The sequence below is a fragment of the Micromonospora sp. DT178 genome (assembly GCF_049841695.1).
GTDB lineage: Bacteria > Actinomycetota > Actinomycetes > Mycobacteriales > Micromonosporaceae > Micromonospora.
On record NZ_JBNCKV010000003.1, the window covers coordinates 336,129 to 355,784 of the forward strand.

Sequence of the window (19,656 nt, forward strand, 5' to 3'; positions counted from 1 at the left end):
TGCCCGCCCGCCGGGTGCACCGTGCCGGACATGACGAAGCGGAACCAGGCGGTCGGCGCGTACGGGGAGCGGTGCGCCGTCCGGCACCTGATCGGGGCGGGACTGCGCCCGGTGGCCCGGAACTGGCGCTGCCCGGCCGGGGAGATCGACATCATCGCCTGGGACGGGCCGGTGCTCGCCTTCTGCGAGGTGAAGACCCGCCGCACCGACGAGTTCGGGCCGCCGGCGGAGGCGGTCGTACCCGCCAAGGCGCGGCGGCTGCGCGGGCTCGCCGCCCGGTGGCTCGCCGACACCGGCACCACCGCCGACGAGGTGCGCTTCGACGTCGTCTCGGTACGCCTCACCGGCGCCGGCGCCGCCCGGGTCGAGCACCTCAAGGGGGCGTTCTGATGGCCGGGCCCGGGTCCGGCGTCGAGCGACGGCGGGCGGCGTCGTGAGCTACGCGAAGGTGCTCTGCGTGGGCCTGGTGGGCGTCACCGGGCACCTGGTGGAGGTCGAGGCCGACCTGGCCGCCGGCCTGCCGGCGGTGGTCATCTCGGGGCTGCCGGACACCGCCCTGCACGAGGCCCGGGACCGGGTCCGCGCGGCCGTGGTCAACTCCGGTCAGCGGTGGCCCAACCGGCGGATCACCCTCAACCTGCTGCCGGCCGACCTGCCGAAGTTCGGCTCCGCGTTCGACCTGGCGATCGCGGCGGCCCTGCTGGGCGGTTCCGGCGAGCTGCCGCTGCTGCCCCTGGAACACGTGGTGGTCCTGGGCGAGCTGGGCCTCGACGGCGCGGTCCGGCCGGTGCGCGGTGTGCTGCCGATGGTCGCCGCGGCCGCCCGGGCCGGCGTCGGAAAGGTGATCGTCCCGGCCGGCAACGCCGCCGAGGCGGCGGTCGTCCCCGGGGTCCGGGTCCGGGCGGTCGACACGCTGCACCGGCTGGTCAGCTTCATCCGCGACGGCTCGCCCCTGATCGAGCCGGAGTCCGACGGGCCGCCGCCGGCCGGCGGCGGGCCCGACCTGGCCGAGGTCGCCGGGCAGGGGCTGGGCCGCAGGGCGCTGGAGGTGGCCGCGGCGGGCGGGCACCACCTGGCGCTGGTCGGGCCGCCGGGAGCCGGCAAGACCATGCTCGCCGAGCGCCTCCCGTCGATCCTGCCCGAGCTGGACGACGAGGCCGCGCTGGAGGTCACCGCGCTGCACTCCATCGCCGGGCTGCTGCCGCCGGGCGGCCGGTTGCTGCGCCGCCCGCCCTTCCAGGCACCGCACCACACGGCGACGGTGCCGTCGCTGGTCGGCGGCGGTTCCGGACTGGCCCGCCCCGGCGCGATCTCGCTCGCCCACCGGGGCGTGCTCTTCCTCGACGAGGCGCCCGAGTTCAGCCGGGGAGCGCTGGAGGCGCTGCGCCAGCCGCTGGAGAACGGCCGGGTCCGGCTGGCCCGCAGCCGGGGCGGCGCCGAGTACCCGGCCCGTACGCAGCTGGTGCTGGCGGCCAACCCGTGCCCGTGCGCCAAGCCGGCCGGGGACGCGTACTGCGAGTGCCCGCCGCAGGCCCGGCGGCGCTACCTCAGCCGGCTCTCCGGGCCGTTGCTGGACCGGATCGACGTACAGGTGAAGCTACCGCCCGTCCGGGCGGCCGAGCTGATGGAGGCCACCGTCGACAGCGAGGCGTCCGTCACCGTCGCCGCGCGGGTGGCGGTGGCCCGGCGGGCGGCGGCCGCGCGCTGGGCGGTGCTCGGCCACCGGCTCAACGCCGAGATACCCGGCCCCTACCTGCGCCGCCCGCCCTGGCGGTTGCCCGGGCCGGACACGGCCGAGCTGCGGGCCCGGCTGGACGCCGGGTCGCTGTCGGCCCGCGGCTTCGACCGGATCATCCGCCTCGCCTGGACGGTCGCGGATCTAGACGGTCGGGACCGCCCCGACCGGGAGGACGTCCGGGAGGCCATCCAACTGCGAACGGGGGACGCGACGTGAGCACCGACGAGGAGACCCTGGCCAGGGTGGCACTCACCTGGCTCGCCGAGCCGGGCACCTGGTCGGTGCACCGGCTGGTCGACCGGCTCGGCCCGACGAGGGCGCTCGACCTGCTGCTCGACGGGGGCGCACCGGAGGAGACGCTGCGCAACACCGTGGCGGCCCGTTGCGCGGCCGGCGACGCCCGGGCCGTCGCGGCCGAGGCGCTGGCCCGCACGGACCGGCTCGGCGCCCGGCTCGTCGTCCCCGGCGACGACGAGTGGCCCGTCCGGGTCGACGACCTGCGCCGGCTCCGGCTGCCCGGCGCCTACCGGCGGGTGGACGTCGAGACCGCCCCGCCGCTCTGCTTCTGGGTACGCGGCTCCTGGCCGCTCGCGGAGGCGTTCGACCGGTCCGTCGCGGTCGTCGGCGCCCGCGCCGCCACCGGGTACGGCGCGCACGTCGCCACGGAACTCGGCTACGGGCTGGCCGACCGGGACTGGACCGTCGTCTCGGGCGGAGCCTTCGGCATCGACGCCGCGGCCCACCGGGGCGCGCTCAACGCCGGTGGGCTCACCGTGGCGGTGCTCGCCTGCGGGGTGGACCGCCCCTACCCGATGGGCAACGCGGCACTGTTCGACCGGATCGCCGACACCGGGCTGCTGGTCAGCGAGTGGATGCCGGGAGCCGATCCGCTCCGGCCCCGGTTCCTCATCCGCAACCGGGTGATCGCGGCGGGCACCCTCGGCACGGTGCTGGTGGAGGCGGCCGCCCGCAGCGGCGCGACCCAGACCACCCACCGGGCGCTCGCCCTGGACAAACCCAGCATGGTGGTGCCCGGCCCGGTCACGTCGGCGATGTCCGTCGGCGCGCACGAGACGCTGCGGGACTATCCGAAGGCCCGGCTGGTGACCGGCGTCGCGCAGGTGCTGGAGGAGGTCGGGCGGATCGGCGACCTGGCGCCCGTACCGCGCGGCCCGCAGCAGCCGGCCGACCTGCTCGACGACGACGCACGGGCCGTCGTCGAGGCGTTGCCCCGCCGGGGCGCGGTCGGCGTGGACGTCCTCGCCGCGCGGGCCGGGGTGCCCGTCCGTACCGCGCTGCGGAAGCTGTCGATGCTCGAGGAACTGGCCCTGGTGCTCCGCCGCGACGACGGGTACGCCCTCGCGCCCCCACCGGCCCGGAACGCGGCCGCCGGGCGACCGGCGACGCCGGACAGACCGTGAACCGCCGGACGGGCCGCGAACCGCCGTCAGTCCCCCTCGAAGCGGATCTCCATCGCGCGGTCCTGCCGGCAGCGCCGCGCCAACCGGTCCAGCCGGCGCACGTGCGTCAGCTCGGGCGTCGACCGGGCCACCTCGGCGAGGCAGCGCACCTCGGCGAGGAGCTGCGGCGTCTGGCCGGCGGGGACCACCAGCTCGCCGACCGGATCCACCCGGTCGAGCAGCGGGGTACGCCCGGCGCCACGGACCCGCCGGACGAGGTTCAGCAGCACGTCGTCGGGGTCGGGCAGCACCTCGGCCGGCACGAGGCGACGCCGGTCGGAGCCCACCCCGACCACCCGGTAGAGGACGACGTCCACCCCCATGTCCGGCCCCCCTTCGTCGAGCCTGATCCCGTCGCGCGGCGACCACGACCAGGGCCCTCACCCGTTGGTACGACAAGTCTGCGCGCACCGGCCCACCCGATCCACCACCCGGGCCGCGCGTCCGTGCCGGAAGCACCCACGAGCGAGCCGGGCCGGTCACCTCCCGGTCGCCCCGGCACCCTGCCGGTGACGCCGGGCGACCGGTGCCCGGCCACGGCCCGGTGCCCTGCCGGTGGCGCCGGCCGGCCGTAGGCTGGTCCCGTGCCGCCCGAGGATCCGCCGCCCACCGACGCCACGGCCTCGATCCGCGCCAAGGTGTACCGAGGAGTGCGGCTTCCCGTGCGGCCCGGCCAGGCGGCGCGCTTGGCCCGTCCTGGCGGGGCGGCAGGGCCCATGCGAGGCATGCCGGGCACCCGGCGGGCGGCTGCGAGGGGATCGCGGTGAGCCGGGAGGCGAACGGCACCCGGGCGACCCACGAGGCTCTCCCACCGGCGATGCGGGAGGCGGTGGACGACTTCGCCGGGCACCTCGCCGCAGTGCGCAACCGGTCCGCCCACACCGTCCGGGCGTACGTCGGCGACGTGGTGTCGCTGTTGGACCACGCCCACCGGATGGGCTGCGCCGGACTGCCGGAGCTGGACCTCGCCGTGCTGCGCAGTTGGCTGGCGAAGCAGCGGACGATGGGTGCCGCACGGACGTCGCTCGCCCGCCGGGCGGCCTCGGCGCGGACGTTCAGCGCGTGGGCGCACCGCGCCGGGCTGCTCCCCGCCGACGTGGCCGGCGCCCTGTCCAGCCCGCGCGCCCACCGGGACCTGCCGACCGTGCTGCGCGCCGACCAGGCGGCAGCCCTGGTCGAAGCGCCGGGCCGCCTCGCCCCGGCCGGGCCGCCGTCCCGACCCGCCGAGGACGACTCCCGACCCTCGTCACCCGCCGAGGGCGACTCCCGACCCTCGTCACCCGCCGGGGAGGACTCCCAGCCGTCGTCGCCAGACGGAAAGGGCCCCCAGCGGTCGTCGCCGGACGGGAAGGGCTCCCGACCGGCGTCGCCCACCGACGACGGGTCCGGGCCGGCGTCGCCCGGGTCGTCGGGTCCTCCCCCTGCGGCTGACGGCGGCGCCGAGGCGGTACTGCTGCGGGACCGCGCGCTGCTGGAGCTGCTCTACGGCACAGGGGTGCGGATCGGCGAGGCGTGCGGCCTCGACGTCGCCGACGTCGACCACGCGCGACGGGTCGTGCGGGTGTTCGGCAAGGGTGGCCGGGAACGCGCCGTGCCGTACGGGGTGCCGGCGCAGCGGGCGCTCGACGAGTGGCTGCGCCACGGCCGGCCGGCGCTGGCCGCACCGCACTCCCGCGACGCGCTGCTGCTCGGCGCCCGCGGCGGACGGCTCAACCCGACGACGGCACGGCGGATCGTCGGCGGGTACGCGGCGGCGACCGGCCTGCCCCCGATCAGCCCGCACGGGCTGCGGCACTCGGCGGCGACCCACCTGCTGGAGGGCGGCGCCGACCTGCGGGCGGTGCAGGAGTTGCTGGGGCACTCGTCCCTGGCAAGCACCCAGATCTACACGCACGTGTCCGTGGAGCGGCTCCGCGCCGCCTACCGCCAGGCCCATCCCCGCGCCTGAGTCCCGCCGTCGCGGGTCACCCCGCGCCCCGCGTGGCACGGTCGGCGGCCGGACGCCCGTGGGGTGGACACGGCCGAGTTCCGCAACCGGCAGACGACGACCTGTCAGGCAGGAGGCCGGGTGCTCAGGCCCGGCGCGGCGACGAACCCGGCCCGTCGGGGGCCGAGCCCCGGAGCACGACGTGCGGCTCGCGCCCGAGGTCCAGGCACATCCGCACGTCGTCGTAGCGTTCGTCGCCCACCTCGATGACGTTCGGCAGCCGCCCCCACTCGCGGAAGCCGAGGCGCTCGTACAGCTCGATGGCACCGTGGTTGTTGCCGCGCACGCCCAGCGCGAGGGTCTCGATGCCGGCCTCGCGGGCGTCGTCGATCAGCGCGCCGGTGACGAGCCGACCGATGCCGCGGCCACGGGCGGCGGGGTGTGCGGTGACCTTCTCCAGGTCGGCGTAGTGGGTGAAGATCGGCTTCGGACCGCGCCGCCACGTCCCGGTGCCCACCACCCGCTCGTCGAGCACGGCGAGGACCAGCGCGGCGTCGCCGGCCGCGACGAGACCGAGCACCCCGTCCAGCCATGCGTCGGTCTCGGCGCGGCCGGGCGGGACCGCGTACCCGATCGCACCGCCCCGCTCGGCCACCGCGTGCAGCACCCGGTGCACCTCGGCGCGGAGCTGCCGGTCGGCGGCGGTCGGCCAGCGCAGTTCGACGTCCATGACCAGCGATTCTCCGGGATCGAGGACGGTCTACCGGCATCGGCTCGATGAAACCGTGTCCCGGACGGGCGTCCCGACCGCCGTGCCCGACGGACCGTACCCGGCGGAACGGCGGCGGGAGATCGACCGGTCGCTACGATCACCGGGTGAGCCTCCCGCAGCCGCCCGAGCCGATCGCGGCAGCCCGCCTGCTCTTCTCGCTCGACCCGGCGGTCAGCCACCTGAACCACGGTTCGTTCGGCGCGGTACCGATCGCCGTGCAGCGGGCCCAGCAGCGGCTGCGCGACGAGATGGAGGCCAACCCGCTGCGCTTCTTCACGCAGGGCCTGGTCGACCGGATCATCCACACCCGCCGGCACCTGGCCGGCTTCCTGGGCGCCGACCCGGACGGCACCGCCCTGGTCCCGAACGCGACCACCGGCGTGGCGGTGGTGCTCCAGTCGCTCGGCCTACGCCCCGGCGACGAGGTGCTCGCCACCGACCACGGCTACGGCGCGGTCGGCCTCTCCATCGCGCGGGAGTGCCGGCGTACGGGGGCGGTCGCCCGGGTGCTGCCCGTCGGGTTGACCGCCTCGAACGAGGAGATCGTCCAGCTCGTCCGCGCCGGGCTGCGCCCCGGCCGGACCCGGCTGCTCGTCGTGGACCAGCTCGCCTCGGCCACCGCCCGGTTCTTCCCCGTCGCCGCGATCGTCGGCGTCGCCCGGGAGCACGGGATTCCGGTCCTCGTCGACGCCGCGCACGCCCCGGGCATGCTGCCGACGCCGGTCAGCGACGTCGGCGCCGACTTCTGGGTGGGCAACCTGCACAAGTGGGCGTACGCGCCGCGCGGCACCGCCGTGCTGGTGGTCGCCCCGTCGTGGCGGGAACGGATCGAGCCGCTGGTCGTCTCGTGGGAGCAGGAGTCGGGGTTCCCCCGCCGGGTCGAGTGGGCGGCGACGCAGGACTACACGGGCTGGCTGGCCGCGCCGGTGGGCCTGTTCACGCTGCGCAGCCTCGGCGTGGACCGGGTACGCGGCCACAACGCCGCGCTGGCGGCGTACGGCCAGCGGGTGCTGGGGGACGCGCTCGGGGTGGCGCCCGCCGACCTGCCGGACCCCGGCGGGCCGGGGGTCGCCATGCGGATCGTGCCGCTGCCGGCGGGCCTGGGCAGCACGTTCGAGGCGGCGCGGGCGCTGCGGGAACGGATCGCCGAGCGGCTCGCCACCGAGGTCGCCGTCATGGCCTGGAACGGACGGGGCTGGCTGCGGCTCTGCGCCCAGGTCTGCAACACGCCGGACGAGTACGAGCGGCTCGCGGTGCGGCTCCCCCCGCTGCTCGCCCAGCGCTGAGGGCGGGGTCGGCGCCGTCGAGCCCGCCCTCAGCGGGGTCGGCGCCGTCGAGCGGCAGCAGGCGCACGGGTCCCAGGCCGAGCAGGGCCAGCGGATCGAGGTAGTCGGCGCCGCGTCGCAGCCCCCAGTGCAGGCAGGCGGGGGCGGGGCAGCCGGGGTGACCGGCGAGGAGGGCGCCCAGCGGCGCCCCGGCGGTCAGGTGGTCGCCGGGGCGGACCGCCGGCGACACCGGCTCGTGGGTGGTCCGCAGACCGTCGGCGTGCCCGACAGTGACGACGGGGCGGCCGGCGACCAGGCCGGCGAAGAGCACCGTGCCGGCACCGGCGGCCCGCACGGTGGCGCCCGGCGCGGCGGCCAGGTCGACGCCCCGGTGTCCGGGCAGCCACGGCCGGGGCGGCGGGTCGAACCGGCGCACCGGGCGCGGGACGCCGTCGAGCGGCCACCGGAACCGCGCCGCGCGGGACGGCGCGGCACCAGGGGGCGACGCCGCGGCGCTTGCGGAAGCGGGCGGCCGGACCGCCGCCGACACCGGCGGGGAGGCGGGCGCGGCTGCCGGCCCGAGGGGCAGCAGGGCGGCGCAGAGCACGGCGGCGCCGGTACGCGTGGCTGGTCGCATGGGGCGCAGCCTGCCCGGCGGGTGTCCGCCCCCGCCACCCCGCGACGCCCGCGCCTGTGGACGGCGGGTGTCCTGTGGACGGACCACCGGAGGGCGGTCCGACCTGCTACGGGCCGGCGGCCGGCCGACCACGGGGCGGCGCGACCGCCGACGGACGCCGGGCCCGTCGGGCGGGCCCGGGAGCGGCGGCGGGCACCGCCGAGGCCCTAGGCTGGGACGGGCGACACGGCGGAGCCGCCGCCGTCCCACCGGGAGGCCTCGATGACCACTGTGGACGACGTCAGCCGGCCCTCCCGCGTGGCGGATCCCGGCGAGGGGATCACCGCCGAGGAGTTGCAGCTCGCCGCCCGCAACCACGGCATCCCGCTGGAGGCGCTGCGCTACGACGTGACCCCGGCCGGCCTGCACTACCTGCTCATCCACTACGACATCCCGGATGTCGACCCGGCCACGCACGCGCTGACCGTTGCCGGCGCGGTGGACCGGCCGCTGACCCTCGACCTCGCCGCGCTGCGCGAGCGGCCCCGGGTCACCCGCCGGGTCACGCTGGAGTGCGCCGGCAACGGGCGCGCCCTGCTGCACCCCCGACCGGTGAGCCAGCCGTGGCTGGTCGAGGCGGTCGGCAACGCGGAGTGGACCGGCACCCCGCTGGCGCCGCTGCTGCGCGAGGCGGGGATCGCCGCCGACGCCGTGGACGTGGTCTTCACGGGCGCCGACCATGGCGTGGAACGCGGCGTCGAGCAGGACTACCAGCGGGCGCTGCCGGCCGCCGACGCGCTGCGCGAGGAGGTGCTGTTGGCGTACGAGATGAACGGCGCTCCGCTGCTGCCGCAGCACGGCGCCCCGCTGCGGCTGATCGTGCCCGGCTGGTACGGCATGGCGCACGTCAAGTGGCTGCGCGCGATCGACGTACGCACCGAGGCGTTCGACGGCTACCAGAACGCGGTCGCCTACCGGCTGCGCCGGGACGCGGACGACCCCGGGGTGCCGGTGACCCGGATCGAGCCGCGGGCGCTGGTCCGGCCGCCCGGCTTCCCCGACTTCATGTCCCGCACCCGCGTGCTGCGGCCCGGTCCGTGCACGCTGGACGGTCGCGCCTGGTCCGGCCACGCCCCGGTCGTCTCGGTGGAGGTGACCACCGACGGCGGGGCCAGTTGGCGACCGGCCATCCTGGACGAGCAGGTCGGCGGGGAGTTCGCCTGGCGCCGGTGGCGGTACGAGTGGACGGCGCCACCGGGCAGGCACGTCCTCGGGGCCCGGGCCACCGACGCCTCCGGCCGCAGCCAGCCGGTCGAGCAGCCGTGGAACCGGGGCGGCTTCGCCAACAACCTCGTGCAGCGCGTCGAGGTCGTGGTGCTGTCGGAGTGAACCCGCCCGTCGGGCCGACAGGGACGACGGGGGTGGAGAGGAACGACGGCCGCGCGGCGGTGGGGGCGCCGACGGGCTCGTACGCCCGGCGGTGGGACCACCGGGCGGGCGGCGGAGCGGCGGGTCAGCCGCCGAAGCCGGAGTCGGCGGGCAGCGAGATGTCGGGCTTCTCCAGCTCCTCGACGTTGACGTCCTTGAAGGTCATCACCCGGACGTTCTTGACGAACCGGGCGGGACGGTACATGTCCCACACCCAGGCGTCGTGCATCTCGACCTCGAAGTAGACCTCGCCGTCGGAGTTGCGCACGTGCAGGTCCACCTGGTTGGCCAGGTAGAACCGGCGCTCCGTCTCCACCACGTAGGAGAACTGGCGGACGATGTCGCGGTACTCCCGGTAGAGCTGCAGCTCCATCTCGGTCTCGTACTTCTCGAGGTCTTCCGCGCTCATCGCACTCCGCCTTCCATGACCACATCTTCCCCCACCGACGCCGGAGGCTGAGGCTGCTCGCCCAACGCCACGCCGACGGTACCCCCTGGCGGGCAGGAGCGCTCCATCGGCTCGTCCCGCCGCACGTCCGCCGGCCGACGCGCCCGGGGTGGGGCGCCGTCGCGACCGGACACCGTCGCCACGTTGACGTACGAGAACCGGTGCTCCCGGCACGGCCCCCGGTCCCGCAGCGCCGCGGTGTGCTCCGCGGTGATGTAACCCTTGTGCTCGGCGAACCCGTAGCCCGGGAACGCCCCGTCCAACTCGACCATCATCCGGTCCCGGGTGACCTTGGCCAGTACGCTCGCCGCCGCGACGCAGGCGGCCACCCGGTCGCCCTTCCACACCGCCAGCCCCGGCACGTCGAGGCCGTCCACGCCGAAGCCGTCGGTCAGCACGTAGTCGGGGCGGGTCGTCAGCGACGCCAGCGCGCGTCGCATCGCGGCCAGGTTGCTCACGTGCAGGCCCCGCTCGTCGACCTCCTCGGCCGGGATCACCACCACGGCGTACGCCAGCGCGCGGGCCACCACCTCGTCGTGGATCCGCTCCCGGCTGGCGGGGGTGAGCAGCTTGGAGTCGGCCAGCCCGTCGATCTCGCCGCGGCGGCCCTCGGGCAGGATCGCGGCGGCGGCGACCAGCGGCCCGGCGCAGGCGCCGCGACCCGCCTCGTCGGCCCCGGCGACGTGCCGGAAGCCGCGCCGCTGCAACGCGCGCTCCAGCGCGTAGAGCCCACCCTCGCGGCGCACCACCGTGCGCGGCGGCGTCAGCACGGCGCGTCCTGCCCGGCCGTGGGCGCGGCCGTGGCGGCCAGCGCCCGGGCCAGCACCGCCGGCAGGTCCGGCGGGTAGTAGCGCTCGCCGCTGGCGGCCAGCTCGTCCGGCGGCCACCACCGGTGGGCGGCGACGCTGGCCCGCTCGATCTCGCTGAAGCCCGCCGTGTCGACCTCGTGACCCGTCACCCGCACCAGGAAGAACTCCTGTTCCTGCCGGTACCACACGCCGTCGAAGGGGAACTCCGTCACGTCGCGGTGCACGGGCGCGCCGAAGGCCGACGCCGGCAGCCGCAACCCGGTCTCCTCGGCCAGCTCCCGCGCGGCGCACCCGGGGTAGGTCTCCCCCGGATCCAGGCCGCCGCCGGGGGTGAACCACCAGCGGCCGTGCTCGGGACGGGCCGGGTCGGAGCCGCTGAAGAGCAGCACCCGACCCGCCGCGTCGACGAGCAGGACGCGCGCCGCACGCCGGGGGGTGTAGACGGTCACCGCACCAGCCTGCCAGACGCCGCCGACAACGCACACGCCCGGCGACCCCTACGGCTCGGGGATGGCCTCGTACGGCTTCGGGACGCTCAGCCAGGTGGCCCGGCCGACGGGCCAGAAGACGGTGAAGGCCCGTCCCACGACGTCGTCCTCGGGGATGGTGGCGACGGTGATGTCCTGACCGGACTGCTGCCAGTGCTCCAGCGAGTCGCCCGACGCCTCGCGGTGGTCGCCCATCACCCAGAGCCGGCCCTTCGGGACGGTGATGTCGAACTCCTCGGCGGTCTTGTCCCCCGGGAAGATGTAGGGCTCGTCCAGGGCCTTGCCGTTGATCACCAACCGGTCCTGCGCGTCGCAGCAGACCACGTGGTCGCCGCCCACGCCGATGACGCGCTTGATGAAGTCCTCGCCGTCGGGGTTGGCGCTCCACTCCAGGGGGGCCTTGAAGACGATGACCTCGCCCCGGTGCGGGGACCGGAAGTCGTAGACCAGCTTGTTGACCAGCACCCGATCGTCGATCTGGAGGGTGTTCTCCATCGACGGGGAGGGGATGAAGAAGGTCTGCAGCACGAAGGCGCGCACCAGCACCGCGACCAGGATCGCCACACCCAGGAGGATGGGCAACTCCTTCCAGAAGGAGCTGCGCGGCTTGTCGGTCTGCTCGTCAATCACGGCAAGAGCCTACGTTGCCCGACCGGACGCCACCGTCCGGAACGCGCGAGAACGGCGAGCGCGGCAGCGACCGGGACGAGCAGCACCACACCACCGGCCGGCGTGGGACGGACCGGGGGCGGCGCGCCGGTGGAGGCGGCCGGCGGGTCGGCGACGTCGTCGAAGGTCGCGGGCACCGACAGGGCGCTCCAGCGCGACGACGGCCAGACCACGGTGAACGCCCGGCCCACCACGTTCTCGATCGGCACCGGGCCCTGGCAACGGGCGTCCTGGGAGACCATGCGGTGGTCGCCCATGACGAAGATCTGCCCGGGCGGGACCACGACCTCCTCGAAGCGCCGGGACCGGCACTCGCGGGGGTTGGGCGGGATGTCGAGCGGCGAGTCCCGCAGGACGTACGCCGACTCGTCGAGCGGCGTGCCGTTGACCAGCACCCGCCCCTCGGCGTCGCAGCACTTCACCCGGTCGCCGGGCAGGCCGATGACCCGCTTGATGAAGTCCTTCTCGCCGGGGCGGCTGACGCCGACCAGGTCGCCGACGGTCCGGCTGAGCTTCCCCGCGAACCCGGGCTCCGGTTCCTCGGCGACCTGCGGCGCCCACCGGTCGGTGCCCCGGAAGACGACCACCTCGCCCCGCACCGGGTCGCGTACGTCGTAGACGACCTTGTTGACCAGGACCCGGTCGCCGACGAGGAGGGTGTCCTCCATCGAGCCGGAGGGGATGAAGAACGCCTGGAGCAGGAAGGTGCGGATCAGCACCGCGAGGCAGAACGCGACGACGAGCAGCAGCGGCAGCTCCTGCCAGAGGGGCATCTGACGGCGGGGCCGGCGGGCCCGACGGCGCCAGGGGTCGACGGCGCCGTCCTCGTCAAGCGTCTGCACCACGCCACTCTCCGGTCAGCAGAAATGACACTACCGCCCGGGAACCCTGTCGGGGCTCCCCGGGCGGTAGTGGTCGTCGCTCCGCCGTCGTGGCGGGACGTCGCCCGGCTGCGCCCGTAGCGACCAGGGTAGTGCGCTCCGGTCGGTACGACATACGCGCAGCTCGGGCGGCGTGGCGAGCGCGAGGTCAGCTGGGCTGCTTCTCGCGCTTCTCCTTGATCTTGGCCTTCTTGCCCCGCAGCTCGCGCAGGTAGTAGAGCTTGGCGCGACGGACGTCACCGCGGGTCACGATCTCGATCCGGTCGATCGCCGGGCTGTTGATCGGGTAGGTGCGCTCGACACCGACACCGAAGCTGATCTTGCGGACCGAGAAGGTCTCGCGCAGACCGTCACCCTGGCGGCGGATGACGACGCCCTGGAAGATCTGGACACGGGACCGGTTGCCCTCGACGACCCGGGCGTGCACCTTGACGGTGTCACCGGCACGGAAGTCGGGGAGGTCGGTACGCTTCGACTGGGCGTCAAGGGCGTCCAGGATGTTCATCGCTGCGTCCTCGTGAGGCTCACGGCGCACCGTCAATCGGTGCGCGGGTGGGTGATTCTGATCCCCGGGTGGCGGTCGGTGACCCGACCCCGGTCGAGGATCCTCGCAGCCGGCCGCGGCGCGGCCGGTTGCGGCAACCCCCCTACTTTGCCACATCCCCCGGCGGCACCTGAAATCCGGCCCGGTCCAGCGCGGCGACGTCCCGTTTGTCCAGGTGGTGCGGGTCCAGCGCGGCGAGCATGTCGGGACGACGCGTCGCGGTGCGGGTCAGCGCCTCGTCCCGCCGCCAGCGGGCGATCCTGCCGTGGTCGCCGGAGCGGAGCACCTCCGGCACCTCCAGCCCCCGCCAGGTCGCCGGCTTCGTGTACATGGGGGCCTCCAGCAGCCCGTGGGCGTGCGACTCCTCGGCCAGCGAGCCCGCGTTGCCGAGCACGCCGGGCAGCAGCCGGGTGACCGCCTCCAGGATCACCAGCACGGCCACCTCACCGCCGAAGAGGACGTAGTCGCCGAGGGAGACCTCGGTCACCGGCATCCGGGTCGCGGCGTGGTCGAGCACCCGCTGGTCGATGCCCTCGTACCGGCCGCAGGCGAAGAGCAGGTGCGGCTCGGCGGCCAACTCGTGCGCCATCGCCTGGGTGAAGGGGGCGCCGGTCGGGGCCGGCACCACCAGCCGGGGCGGGGTCACCTCCGCCGGGGCGAGGGCGTCGAGCGCCTCGCCCCACGGCTCCGGCCGCATCACCATGCCGGGCCCGCCGCCGTAGGGCGTGTCGTCGACCGTGCGGTGCACGTCGTGGGTCCAGATCCGCAGATCGTGTACGGCCAGCCGCAGCGTGCCGTTCGCCCGCGCCCGGCCGATCAACGACAGGTCCAGCGGGGCGAAGTACTCCGGGAAGATCGACACGATGTCGACGCGCATGCGGGGGTGCTCCAGCGGTTCTACAGATCGAGCAGACCGGCGGGCGGGTCGACGACGACGCGACCGCCGGCGAGGTCAACCTCGGGGACGATCGCCTTGACGAACGGGATGAGCGCGGTGCCGCCCTCGGAACGGCGCAGCACCAGCAGGTCGGACGCGGGGGCGTGGTCGATCCGGGCCACCTCGCCCAGCCGCTCGCCGGCCGGGGTGACCACGGCCAGCCCGACGAGCTGGTGGTCGTGGAACTCCTCCGGGTCCTCCGGCGGGGCGACGTCGGCGCTGTCGACGGCGACCAGCGTGCCGCGCAGCGCCTCGGCGACGTCCCGGTCGAGAATGCCCTCGAACGCGACAAGCATCCGCCCCTGGTGCCAGCGGGCGGACTCCACGACCAGCTCGGCGGGCACCCGGAAGACCGCCCCCTGCTCGGGCGCGGCCAGGGACGGCTGAGGCGTCGCCCCGACCTCGGTGCGCGGCGCCCGATTGCTGGACACAGCCGGGGGCGTCGCCCCCGGCATGGTGCGCAGCACCATCCCGGGGGCGAACCGCGCTTCGGGCTCGTCGGTGCGCACCTCCACGGTGACCTCACCGCGGATGCCGTGCGGCTTGCCGACCCTGCCGACGACGAGCAGCATCAGTACGAGTCGACGATGTCGACGCGCACGCCGCGCCCGCCGATGGAGCCGATCACCTGGCGCAGCGCCTTGGCGGTCCGGCCGGACCGCCCGATCACCGTGCCGAGGTCCTCCGGGTGCACGCGGACTTCCAGCCGCTTGCCCCGACGGGAGTCGACCATCCGGACGCGTACGTCATCGGGGTGGTCGACGATGCCCTTGACCAGGTGCTCCAACGCCGGACGCAGAGGCATGTCAGGCCTGCTCACCGGCGTCGGCAGCGGCAGCCGGGGCCTCGGCCGGAGCCTCGGTCTTCGGCGCCTCGGCCGGAGCCTCGGCCTTGGCGGCCTTCTTGGCCGGCTTCGCCGGCGCCTCGGCCAGCCCGGCGGCGGCCTTCGCCTCGGCCTCGTACGCCGCGGTGCGGTCGACCCGCTCCGGGGCGACCTTCAGCGGCGGCGGGGCCGGCAGGCCCTTGAACTTCTGCCAGTCACCGGTCAGCTCCAGCAGCCGCTGCACCGCCTCGCTCGGCTGGGCGCCGACGGACAGCCAGTACTGGACCCGCTCCGACTTGACCTCGATCACCGAAGGGTCTTCCTTCGGCTGGTAGACCCCGACGAACTCGATCGCCCGGCCGTCGCGCTTGGTGCGCGAGTCGGCGATGACGATGCGGTACTGCGGGTTGCGGATCTTGCCCATCCGCAGGAGCCGGATCTTTACGGCCACAGTTGTTTCGCTCCTGTTGCGATCTCACCTGCCCGAACGGGCGGTGCACGGGTGAGTGTCGACCGGCACAGTGGGGTTGGGCCGGAGACTGCTCGGTGGACTGGCGACGTGCCCGGGTTAGAGGGCGCCGGACACGCGCCGGATACCAGCCAGCCATTCTGCCAGATCGGGAGCGGATCGCTCACACCGGACCGCCCCGGGTCACCCGCCGGGTGGCAGAAGTGACGGAAAGCACACCGGCGGCGGCCGGTCCGCGTGCGCGCGCGGCGGGGTCAGCGCACCGGGGGGCGGTCCCAGCCGGGCGGCAACTCGTCGGGGACGATCCAGTCGAGCGGCGGGGTGAAGTCGCACCAGGTGCCGTCGAACGGGAACTCCCCCGCCTCGGCCAGTGCGATCACCCGCTTCCCCTCGGCCCGGACCGCGTCCGGGTCGGGCACCCAGTAGTGGTCGGGGAAGGCCAGCCGCTCGACGAACTCCCCCTCGTCCTTCCACTCCCAGCCCCGGTCGGGGCGGACGACCACGTCGAGGTCCTGGTCCACCATGTCGACGCCGGCGAGCGTGCCGTCGTCCCAGCGCACCCCGGGCTCCTCCAGGTTGACGTACCAGGTGGCGAAGCGGTCGTGCGCGTCGCGGAACCACCACACGGAGTGGGCCGCCCCGGCGGGCAGGAACTTGAGCACGGAGGGGCCGTCCCAGCGGCCGGTGGCCAGCCGGTACGACGAGGAGATCCACTCGGTGAACGGCACCGCCCGCATGCCCAGCCCGGCCTCGGTGACCTCGCTCGCGACCGGGGAGTCGCGGGCCACCCAGAGCAGCAGGCCCCGGTCGTCGTCGCTGACCACCCGCGCGGTGCGTACCCAGCCGATCCGTCCCCGGCGCACGTTGCGGTGCACGATCAGCCGCCCAGCTTCGAATCTCACACACCGACCCTACCGGCGCACGGCGGGCTCCCGGCCCGTCGACCCGCCGGGTGCCGGGACGCGGACGGCCGGCCCCGCGAGGCGGGACCGGCCGTGCGGCGTACGGGTCGGTCAGTAGGCGCGGGCCAGGATGGCGACCAGGTCGGGCTCGTCCTCGGAGTCGGGCACCGAGCCGTCGGCGCGCAGCAGACAGCGCACCGTGACGCCCTGGCCGTTCGCCTCCGCCTCGCCCTGCACGCCGACCGCCGACCACGGCACCATGGCCCAGCCGGTGGCCGCCGCCTCGATCGCCTCGGCGAGGGTCGACACCTCAACGGTGCGGGACTTCCGGTGGGCCAGCGCCTGGTCGTGCAGGGCCCGCTGGTCGGCGTCGAGGGCGGCCAGCACGGCGGTCACCACGTCGGCCACCGGCGTCGGGGACTTCGAACCGTCCGTACGCCGGACCACGACCGCGTTGCCGGCGGCGAGGTCGCGGGGGCCGACCTCGACGCGTACCGGATAGCCGCGCAGCTCGGCGTCGACGGCCCGGCGGCCGAACGGGGTGTCGACGCGGTCGTCGAGCGCGACCCGGACCCCGGCGTCGCGCAGCGCGTCGCGCAGCTTGGCCGCCGCCTCACCGACGCCCTCGCCGTCCTTGACCACCATGACGTACGCCTGCACGGGCGCCAGCTTCGGCGGCACCCGCAGGCCGTTGTCGTCGCCGTGGCACATGATCAGGCCGCCGAGCATCCGGGTGGAGGTGCCCCAGGAGGTCGTCCAGGCGTGCTCCCGCCCGCCCTCGGCCGACGAGTAGCTGATGTCGAAGGCCTTGGCGAAGTTCTGCCCCAGCTCGTGGCTGGTGCCGAGCTGGAGGGCCTTCCCGTCGCCCATCATGCCTTCGCAGGTGTAGGTGGCGGTGGCGCCGGCGAAGCGCTCGCGGGCCGTCTTGAGGCCGACGACCACCGGGATGCCGAGCACGTTGACCATCAGGTCCTCGTACGCCTCGTGCAGGATCCGGCGGGCGTAGGCGCGGGCGTCGTCGCGGGTCGCGTGCGCGGTGTGCCCCTCCTGCCAGAGGAACTCGCTGGTGCGCAGGAAGATCCGGGGGCGCAGCTCCCAGCGGACCACGTTGGCCCACTGGTTGAGCAGCAGCGGCAGGTCCCGGTAGGAGTCGATCCACTTGGCCATGAACTCGCCGATGACGGTCTCGCTGGTGGGGCGCACCACCACCGGCTCGGCGAGCTGCTTGCCGCCGCCGTGGGTGACCACCGCGAGTTCCGGCGAGAAGCCCTCGACGTGCTCGGCCTCACGCTTGAGGTAGCTCTCCGGGATGAAGAGCGGGAAGTACGCGTTCTCCGCGCCCGCCGCCTTGATCCGGGCGTCCATCTCGGCCTGCATCCGCTCCCAGATGGCGTAGCCGGCCGGGCGGATGACCATGGTCCCCCGGACCGGGCCGTTGTCGGCCAGCTTCGCCTTGGCGATCAGGTCCTGGTACCAGCGGGGAAAGTCCTCCGCACGGGGAGTGAGCACGCGTGCCATGACCGCACATCCTATGCGTCGGCCGAAGGGACGACGCCATCGGGCGCGACGTCGCCGGTCTCCGCCGTGCCGGCCGGTGCGGCCGGGCTAGGATTCGACCACCATGGGTGAGGTGAGGGACGGCACCCGTTCCCGGGAGGCGATCGTCGAGGCCGCCCGGGCGTTGACCATCGCGACCGGCTGGGACGGCGTCCGGATGGGCGCCGTCGCGCGCGCGGCGGGGGTCAGCCGGCAGACGGTCTACAACGAGTTCGGCACCAAGGCGGGGCTGGCGGAGGCGCTCGCCCGGCGGGAGGTCGACCGGTTCGTCGGCGACGTACGCACCCTGCTGCGCGCACACGGCGACGACGTGCGCGCCGCCGCGCACGCCACCATCTCGCACACCCTCACGCAGGCGGTCGACGACCCGCTGATCAAGGCCGTCCTGACCAGCTCCCGGGGCGGCTCGGACGACCTGCTGCCCTACCTCACCACCCGGTCGGAGCTGGTCCTGACCGAGGCCACCGAGGTGCTGCTGGAGTGGGCCGACGAGGTGCTGCCGGGCGCCGACCGGAACGCCGTCGCGTTCGCCACGGACTCGGTCGTCCGGTTGGTGATCAGCCACATCGTCCTGCCCGGCGCCCCCGTCGCGCAGACCGCCGCCGCCCTCGCCGACCTGGCGGTGTACCTGCTCCTGCACGCGGTCACCCAGGGCGCCCACTCCGGCTGACTAAGCGCCGCCCCGGGGCGCAGCGCCGCACCGCCGGCCGGGAGCGCCGCCGGCCGTCCCGGGAGCATCTCCCCCGGCGGCCCGGGCGCGGCGGGTCAGCGGACGACGCGACCGCGCAGCACGATGCGGGCGGGGCTGCGCACGGCGCGCAGGTCGGCGCGCGGGTCCTCGGGATAGACGACGAGGTCCGCCAGGCCGCCCTCGACCAGCCCGGGGAAGCCGAGCCACTCGCGGGCCCGCCAGGACGCGGCGGCGAGCACGTCGGTGGTGGACATGCCGGCCTGCTCGTGCAGCAGCAGCATCTCCTCCGCGGCGAGGCCGTGGTCGATGCCGCCGCCCGCGTCGGTGCCGACGTAGATCGGGACCCCGGCCTCGTACGCCGAGCGCACCACCTCGGGGAAGCGGTCGCGCAGGGCGAGCATGTGGTCGGCGTAGCCGGGGAACTTGGCCCGCGCCTGCTCGGCGATCCCGCCGAAGGTCCGAATGTTGATCATCGTGGGGATGAGGGCGGTGCCCCGCCGGGCCATCTCGTCGATCAGGTCCAGGCTCAGCCCCGTGCCGTGCTCCACCGAGTCCACCCCGGCGCGCACCATGATCTCGACGGCCGACTCGGAGAAGGTGTGCACGGCGGCGCGCACCCCGGCGGCGTGCGCGGCCCGGACGGCGGCGGTCATGGTGTCGGCGTCCCACGCCGGGGCGAGGTCGCCGACGCCCCGGTCGATCCAGTCGCCGACCAGCTTCACCCAGCCGTTGCCGGCGCGCGCCTGCGCCGCGACCGTCGCCGCCACCTCCGCCGCGCCGACCTCCACGCCGATGTCACGCAGGTAGCGCTTCGGCGGCGCGACGTGCCGGCCGGCCCGGGCCAGCCGCGGCAGGTCGGGCTCGTCGTCCAGCTCCGGGTACGGGTACGGCGACCCGGCGTCGCGGATCGCGAGGACCCCTGCGTCCCGGTCGGTGCGGGCCAGCTCGCGGGCCTGGTCGAGCGAGGTGATCGGCGCCCCGCCCCGGGCGATGCCGATGTGGCAGTGCGCGTCGATCAGGCCGGGCAGCACGAAGCCGCCGTCGACGATGGTCTCCGCGCCGGGGACCGGGGTGAAGGTCACCCGGTCGCCGACCAGCCACAGGTCACGGACCTCGTCGTCGGGCAGCACCACGCCGCGTACGTGCCAGGCCATGCGTCCTCCGTCTGCGCGCAAAGGGAGCGGTCCGCCCGCCATTCTTCCCGGTCGACACGGGCCGGGGACGCCCGGGTG

22 protein-coding genes and 2 pseudogenes are annotated in these 19,656 nt (G+C 75.2%); 8 read left to right on the top strand and 16 right to left on the bottom strand.

The features are described 5' to 3' along the window. The first annotated feature begins 30 nt into the window (after positions 1-30). The 3 genes from ACLQ22_RS08130 to ACLQ22_RS08140 are packed head-to-tail and all read left to right on the top strand — an operon-like array spanning position 31 to position 3,159. Positions 31-390: a YraN family protein gene (locus tag ACLQ22_RS08130; RefSeq protein ID WP_121396090.1), complete on the top strand. Its 360-nt coding sequence runs from the start codon at positions 31-33 to the stop codon at positions 388-390. A 43-nt stretch (positions 391-433) separates the two neighbouring features. Next, complete coding sequence (locus ACLQ22_RS08135; RefSeq protein ID WP_425691697.1) at positions 434-1,954, top strand: YifB family Mg chelatase-like AAA ATPase; 1,521 nt, start codon at positions 434-436, stop codon at positions 1,952-1,954. Beyond that, positions 1,864-3,159, top strand: coding sequence for a DNA-processing protein DprA (locus ACLQ22_RS08140; RefSeq protein WP_425691798.1), 1,296 nt, complete (start codon positions 1,864-1,866; stop codon positions 3,157-3,159). Before ACLQ22_RS08135 ends, ACLQ22_RS08140 begins: the two co-directional genes overlap by 91 nt. A gap of 26 nt (positions 3,160-3,185) precedes the next feature. Here ACLQ22_RS08140 and ACLQ22_RS08145 read toward each other — a convergent pair whose 3' ends face one another. Further along, complete coding sequence (locus ACLQ22_RS08145; RefSeq protein WP_416605534.1) at positions 3,186-3,521, bottom strand: hypothetical protein; 336 nt, start codon at positions 3,519-3,521, stop codon at positions 3,186-3,188. A gap of 494 nt (positions 3,522-4,015) precedes the next feature. On the opposite strand from ACLQ22_RS08145, the pseudogene ACLQ22_RS08150 reads away from it, so the two are divergent. Both ACLQ22_RS08150 and ACLQ22_RS08155 read left to right on the top strand, forming a co-directional pair. After that, positions 4,016-4,219 (top strand): annotated as a pseudogene (locus ACLQ22_RS08150) (site-specific integrase); the annotation flags it as partial. Beyond that, positions 4,202-5,146 (top strand): tyrosine-type recombinase/integrase, encoded by a 945-nt coding sequence (locus tag ACLQ22_RS08155; RefSeq protein WP_425691799.1) that lies wholly within the window; start codon positions 4,202-4,204, stop codon positions 5,144-5,146. The pseudogene ACLQ22_RS08150 and the gene ACLQ22_RS08155, both read left to right, overlap by 18 nt. A gap of 124 nt (positions 5,147-5,270) precedes the next feature. On the opposite strand, the gene ACLQ22_RS08160 is transcribed toward ACLQ22_RS08155, so the two are convergent. Continuing rightward, positions 5,271-5,855, bottom strand: coding sequence for a GNAT family N-acetyltransferase (locus ACLQ22_RS08160; protein WP_425691698.1), 585 nt, complete (start codon positions 5,853-5,855; stop codon positions 5,271-5,273). A gap of 146 nt (positions 5,856-6,001) precedes the next feature. Between ACLQ22_RS08160 and ACLQ22_RS08165 the strand changes: the two genes are divergently transcribed. Continuing rightward, complete coding sequence (locus ACLQ22_RS08165; RefSeq protein ID WP_425691699.1) at positions 6,002-7,183, top strand: aminotransferase class V-fold PLP-dependent enzyme; 1,182 nt, start codon at positions 6,002-6,004, stop codon at positions 7,181-7,183. Here the strand turns inward: ACLQ22_RS08165 and ACLQ22_RS08170 are convergent. Then, on the bottom strand, positions 7,071-7,799 hold the full coding sequence (locus ACLQ22_RS08170) for a murein hydrolase activator EnvC family protein (protein ID WP_425691700.1): 729 nt from the start codon (positions 7,797-7,799) through the stop codon (positions 7,071-7,073). The genes ACLQ22_RS08165 and ACLQ22_RS08170 overlap by 113 nt on opposite strands. 261 nt (positions 7,800-8,060) lie before the next feature. On the opposite strand from ACLQ22_RS08170, the gene ACLQ22_RS08175 reads away from it, so the two are divergent. Then, complete coding sequence (locus ACLQ22_RS08175; protein WP_425691701.1) at positions 8,061-9,167, top strand: sulfite oxidase; 1,107 nt, start codon at positions 8,061-8,063, stop codon at positions 9,165-9,167. Positions 9,168-9,291: 124 nt separating this feature from the next. Here the strand turns inward: ACLQ22_RS08175 and ACLQ22_RS08180 are convergent, their stop codons facing one another. The 12 genes and pseudogenes from ACLQ22_RS08180 to proS form a co-directional block, all read right to left on the bottom strand. Continuing rightward, positions 9,292-9,615, bottom strand: a complete 324-nt coding sequence (locus ACLQ22_RS08180) for a DUF2469 domain-containing protein (RefSeq protein ID WP_007075222.1) — start codon at positions 9,613-9,615, stop codon at positions 9,292-9,294. Continuing rightward, entirely contained in the window at positions 9,612-10,424 is an 813-nt protein-coding gene (locus tag ACLQ22_RS08185; RefSeq protein WP_121396099.1) for a ribonuclease HII, read from the bottom strand. Before ACLQ22_RS08185 ends, ACLQ22_RS08180 begins: the two co-directional genes overlap by 4 nt. Continuing rightward, a complete protein-coding gene (locus tag ACLQ22_RS08190; RefSeq protein ID WP_425691702.1) occupies positions 10,418-10,912 on the bottom strand; it encodes an NUDIX hydrolase in 495 nt (164 codons plus the stop codon). The genes ACLQ22_RS08185 and ACLQ22_RS08190 overlap by 7 nt, the downstream gene beginning before the upstream one ends. A 48-nt stretch (positions 10,913-10,960) precedes the next feature. After that, entirely contained in the window at positions 10,961-11,581 is a 621-nt protein-coding gene (gene lepB, locus ACLQ22_RS08195) for a signal peptidase I (protein ID WP_425691703.1), read from the bottom strand. Positions 11,582-11,590: 9 nt separating this feature from the next. Continuing rightward, positions 11,591-12,465, bottom strand: a pseudogene (gene lepB, locus ACLQ22_RS08200) (signal peptidase I). A gap of 184 nt (positions 12,466-12,649) precedes the next feature. Next, positions 12,650-13,006: a 50S ribosomal protein L19 gene (gene rplS, locus ACLQ22_RS08205; protein ID WP_091458359.1), complete on the bottom strand. Its 357-nt coding sequence runs from the start codon at positions 13,004-13,006 to the stop codon at positions 12,650-12,652. Between the two features lie 142 nt (positions 13,007-13,148). Further along, positions 13,149-13,922 (bottom strand): tRNA (guanosine(37)-N1)-methyltransferase TrmD, encoded by a 774-nt coding sequence (gene trmD / locus ACLQ22_RS08210; RefSeq protein WP_425691704.1) that lies wholly within the window; start codon positions 13,920-13,922, stop codon positions 13,149-13,151. A gap of 20 nt (positions 13,923-13,942) precedes the next feature. Then, positions 13,943-14,551 (bottom strand): ribosome maturation factor RimM, encoded by a 609-nt coding sequence (gene rimM, locus ACLQ22_RS08215; protein ID WP_425691800.1) that lies wholly within the window; start codon positions 14,549-14,551, stop codon positions 13,943-13,945. A gap of 2 nt (positions 14,552-14,553) precedes the next feature. After that, positions 14,554-14,814 carry an RNA-binding protein gene (locus tag ACLQ22_RS08220; RefSeq protein ID WP_172862164.1) on the bottom strand — a complete coding sequence of 87 codons (261 nt, stop codon included), beginning with the start codon at positions 14,812-14,814 and terminating at the stop codon, positions 14,554-14,556. After that, positions 14,789-15,256 carry a 30S ribosomal protein S16 gene (gene rpsP, locus ACLQ22_RS08225; protein ID WP_311410948.1) on the bottom strand — a complete coding sequence of 156 codons (468 nt, stop codon included), beginning with the start codon at positions 15,254-15,256 and terminating at the stop codon, positions 14,789-14,791. The genes ACLQ22_RS08220 and rpsP overlap by 26 nt, the downstream gene beginning before the upstream one ends. Positions 15,257-15,528: 272 nt before the next feature. Further along, on the bottom strand, positions 15,529-16,176 hold the full coding sequence (locus ACLQ22_RS08230; protein ID WP_425691705.1) for a DUF402 domain-containing protein: 648 nt from the start codon (positions 16,174-16,176) through the stop codon (positions 15,529-15,531). 111 nt (positions 16,177-16,287) lie between these two features. Continuing rightward, entirely contained in the window at positions 16,288-17,694 is a 1,407-nt protein-coding gene (proS, locus tag ACLQ22_RS08235) for a proline--tRNA ligase (protein ID WP_425691706.1), read from the bottom strand. A 103-nt stretch (positions 17,695-17,797) separates the two neighbouring features. Here proS and ACLQ22_RS08240 point away from each other — a divergent pair, with 103 nt between their 5' ends. Further along, a complete protein-coding gene (locus tag ACLQ22_RS08240) occupies positions 17,798-18,403 on the top strand; it encodes a TetR family transcriptional regulator (RefSeq protein ID WP_366638362.1) in 606 nt (201 codons plus the stop codon). A gap of 95 nt (positions 18,404-18,498) precedes the next feature. On the opposite strand, the gene ACLQ22_RS08245 is transcribed toward ACLQ22_RS08240, so the two are convergent. Next, a complete protein-coding gene (locus tag ACLQ22_RS08245) occupies positions 18,499-19,578 on the bottom strand; it encodes an amidohydrolase family protein (protein ID WP_425691707.1) in 1,080 nt (359 codons plus the stop codon). Positions 19,579-19,656 lie beyond the last annotated feature (78 nt).